We start from the raw sequence: 3719 nt of genomic DNA, 5'->3' as shown, positions 1-3719 counted from the left end.
GGAGGAAGCGGCAGATGTGTATAAGCGCCAGACGAGTGCGATTGCAGCGGGTGATGAGTCGGAGGAAAGATGGTAGGCACTGGTCGAGATGTAAATGTTTTTTTTTTTAATGATAAGGCGGCCACCGAGATCTACACCCTAGAGTTCGTCGGCAGCGTCAGATGTGTATAAGAGACAGGTACATAACCTTCGGGCATGGCACTCTTGAAAAAGTCATGCCGTTTCATATGATCCGGATAACGGGAAAAGCATTGAACACCATAAGAGAAAGTAGTGACAAGTGTTGGCCATGGAACAGGTAGTTTTCCAGTAGTGCAAATAAATTTAAGGGTAAGTTTTCCGTATGTTGCATCACCTTCACCCTCTCCACTGACAGAAAATTTGTGCCCATTAACATCACCATCTAATTCAACAAGAATTGGGACAACTCCAGTGAAAAGTTCTTCTCCTTTACTCATTTTTTCTACCGGTACCCGGGGATCCTCTAGAGTCGACCTGCAGGCATGCAAGCTTGGCGTAATCATGGTCATAGCTGTTTCCTGTGTGAAATTGTTATCCGCTCACAATTCCACACAACATACGAGCCGGAAGCATAAAGTGTAAAGCCTGGGGTGCCTAATGAGTGAGCTAACTCACATTAATTGCGTTGCGCTCACTGCCCGCTTTCCAGTCGGGAAACCTGTCGTGCCAGCTGCATTAATGAATCGGCCAACGCGCGGGGAGAGGCGGTTTGCGTATTGGGCGCTCTTCCGCTTCCTCGCTCACTGACTCGCTGCGCTCGGTCGTTCGGCTGCGGCGAGCGGTATCAGCTCACTCAAAGGCGGTAATACGGTTATCCACAGAATCAGGGGATAACGCAGGAAAGAACATGTGAGCAAAAGGCCAGCAAAAGGCCAGGAACCGTAAAAAGGCCGCGTTGCTGGCGTTTTTCCATAGGCTCCGCCCCCCTGACGAGCATCACAAAAATCGACGCTCAAGTCAGAGGTGGCGAAACCCGACAGGACTATAAAGATACCAGGCGTTTCCCCCTGGAAGCTCCCTCGTGCGCTCTCCTGTTCCGACCCTGCCGCTTACCGGATACCTGTCCGCCTTTCTCCCTTCGGGAAGCGTGGCGCTTTCTCATAGCTCACGCTGTAGGTATCTCAGTTCGGTGTAGGTCGTTCGCTCCAAGCTGGGCTGTGTGCACGAACCCCCCGTTCAGCCCGACCGCTGCGCCTTATCCGGTAACTATCGTCTTGAGTCCAACCCGGTAAGACACGACTTATCGCCACTGGCAGCAGCCACTGGTAACAGGATTAGCAGAGCGAGGTATGTAGGCGGTGCTACAGAGTTCTTGAAGTGGTGGCCTAACTACGGCTACACTAGAAGAACAGTATTTGGTATCTGCGCTCTGCTGAAGCCAGTTACCTTCGGAAAAAGAGTTGGTAGCTCTTGATCCGGCAAACAAACCACCGCTGGTAGCGGTGGTTTTTTTGTTTGCAAGCAGCAGATTACGCGCAGAAAAAAAGGATCTCAAGAAGATCCTTTGATCTTTTCTACGGGGTCTGACGCTCAGTGGAACGAAAACTCACGTTAAGGGATTTTGGTCATGAGATTATCAAAAAGGATCTTCACCTAGATCCTTTTAAATTAAAAATGAAGTTTTAAATCAATCTAAAGTATATATGAGTAAACTTGGTCTGACAGTTACCAATGCTTAATCAGTGAGGCACCTATCTCAGCGATCTGTCTATTTCGTTCATCCATAGTTGCCTGACTCCCCGTCGTGTAGATAACTACGATACGGGAGGGCTTACCATCTGGCCCCAGTGCTGCAATGATACCGCGAGACCCACGCTCACCGGCTCCAGATTTATCAGCAATAAACCAGCCAGCCGGAAGGGCCGAGCGCAGAAGTGGTCCTGCAACTTTATCCGCCTCCATCCAGTCTATTAATTGTTGCCGGGAAGCTAGAGTAAGTAGTTCGCCAGTTAATAGTTTGCGCAACGTTGTTGCCATTGCTACAGGCATCGTGGTGTCACGCTCGTCGTTTGGTATGGCTTCATTCAGCTCCGGTTCCCAACGATCAAGGCGAGTTACATGATCCCCCATGTTGTGCAAAAAAGCGGTTAGCTCCTTCGGTCCTCCGATCGTTGTCAGAAGTAAGTTGGCCGCAGTGTTATCACTCATGGTTATGGCAGCACTGCATAATTCTCTTACTGTCATGCCATCCGTAAGATGCTTTTCTGTGACTGGTGAGTACTCAACCAAGTCATTCTGAGAATAGTGTATGCGGCGACCGAGTTGCTCTTGCCCGGCGTCAATACGGGATAATACCGCGCCACATAGCAGAACTTTAAAAGTGCTCATCATTGGAAAACGTTCTTCGGGGCGAAAACTCTCAAGGATCTTACCGCTGTTGAGATCCAGTTCGATGTAACCCACTCGTGCACCCAACTGATCTTCAGCATCTTTTACTTTCACCAGCGTTTCTGGGTGAGCAAAAACAGGAAGGCAAAATGCCGCAAAAAAGGGAATAAGGGCGACACGGAAATGTTGAATACTCATACTCTTCCTTTTTCAATATTATTGAAGCATTTATCAGGGTTATTGTCTCATGAGCGGATACATATTTGAATGTATTTAGAAAAATAAACAAATAGGGGTTCCGCGCACATTTCCCCGAAAAGTGCCACCTGACGTCTAAGAAACCATTATTATCATGACATTAACCTATAAAAATAGGCGTATCACGAGGCCCTTAAGGCCGCCTGATGCGGTATTTTCTCCTTACGCATCTGTGCGGTATTTCACACCGCATATGGTGCACTCTCAGTACAATCTGCTCTGATGCCGCATAGTTAAGCCAGCCCCGACACCCGCCAACACCCGCTGACGCGCCCTGACGGGCTTGTCTGCTCCCGGCATCCGCTTACAGACAAGCTGTGACCGTCTCCGGGAGCTGCATGTGTCAGAGGTTTTCACCGTCATCACCGAAACGCGCGAGACGAAAGGGCCCGTACGGCCGACTAGTAGGCCTATTATTTTTGACACCAGACAAGTTGGTAATGGTAGCGACCGGCGCTCAGTTGGAATTCATTATTTGTAGAGCTCATCCATGCCATGTGTAATCCCAGCAGCAGTTACAAACTCAAGAAGGACCATGTGGTCACGCTTTTCGTTGGGATCTTTCGAAAGGGCAGATTGTGTCGACAGGTAATGGTTGTCTGGTAAAAGGACAGGGCCATCGCCAATTGGAGTATTTTGTTGATAATGGTCTGCTAGTTGAACGGATCCATCTTCAATGTTGTGGCGAATTTTGAAGTTAGCTTTGATTCCATTCTTTTGTTTGTCTGCCGTGATGTATACATTGTGTGAGTTATAGTTGTACTCGAGTTTGTGTCCGAGAATGTTTCCATCTTCTTTAAAATCAATACCTTTTAACTCGATACGATTAACAAGGGTATCACCTTCAAACTTGACTTCAGCACGCGTCTTGTAGTTCCCGTCATCTTTGAAAGATATAGTGCGTTCCTGTACATAACCTTCGGGCATGGCACTCTTGAAAAAGTCATGCCGTTTCATATGATCCGGATAACGGGAAAAGCATTGAACACCATAAGAGAAAGTAGTGACAAGTGTTGGCCATGGAACAGGTAGTTTTCCAGTAGTGCAAATAAATTTAAGGGTAAGTTTTCCGTATGTTGCATCACCTTCACCCCTGTCTCTTATACACATCT

At 47.9% G+C, this 3719-nt stretch carries 3 protein-coding genes; all 3 read right to left on the bottom strand.

The annotated features are described in order from the left end of the window. Positions 1 to 131: 131 nt before the first annotated feature. Positions 132 to 530 carry a hypothetical protein gene (locus BFN01_RS01430; RefSeq protein WP_218161784.1) on the bottom strand — a complete coding sequence of 133 codons (399 nt, stop codon included), beginning with the start codon at positions 528 to 530 and terminating at the stop codon, positions 132 to 134. A gap of 1156 nt (positions 531 to 1686) precedes the next feature. Next, positions 1687 to 2547, bottom strand: coding sequence for a broad-spectrum class A beta-lactamase TEM-116 (locus BFN01_RS01420; RefSeq protein WP_000027050.1), 861 nt, complete (start codon positions 2545 to 2547; stop codon positions 1687 to 1689). Between the two features lie 531 nt (positions 2548 to 3078). Continuing rightward, positions 3079 to 3719, bottom strand: a 641-nt coding sequence (locus tag BFN01_RS01415) for a hypothetical protein (protein ID WP_071640771.1), incomplete at its 5' end; no start/stop codon positions are given.

This window comes from Microbacterium sp. AR7-10, from assembly GCF_001878835.1.
In the GTDB taxonomy this organism is placed as follows: Bacteria; Actinomycetota; Actinomycetes; order Actinomycetales; family Microbacteriaceae; genus Microbacterium; species Microbacterium commune.
This window is presented reverse-complemented; position numbering and strand designations above follow the sequence as displayed.

What these genes read in the sequence shown, in the direction of transcription:
- BFN01_RS01430 (WP_218161784.1), bottom strand. Translation starts at nt 530, where the DNA reads ATGACCATGATTACGCCAAGCTTGCATGCCTGCAGGTCGACTCTAGAG.
- BFN01_RS01420 (WP_000027050.1), bottom strand. Translation starts at nt 2,547, where the DNA reads ATGAGTATTCAACATTTCCGTGTCGCCCTTATTCCCTTTTTTGCGGCA.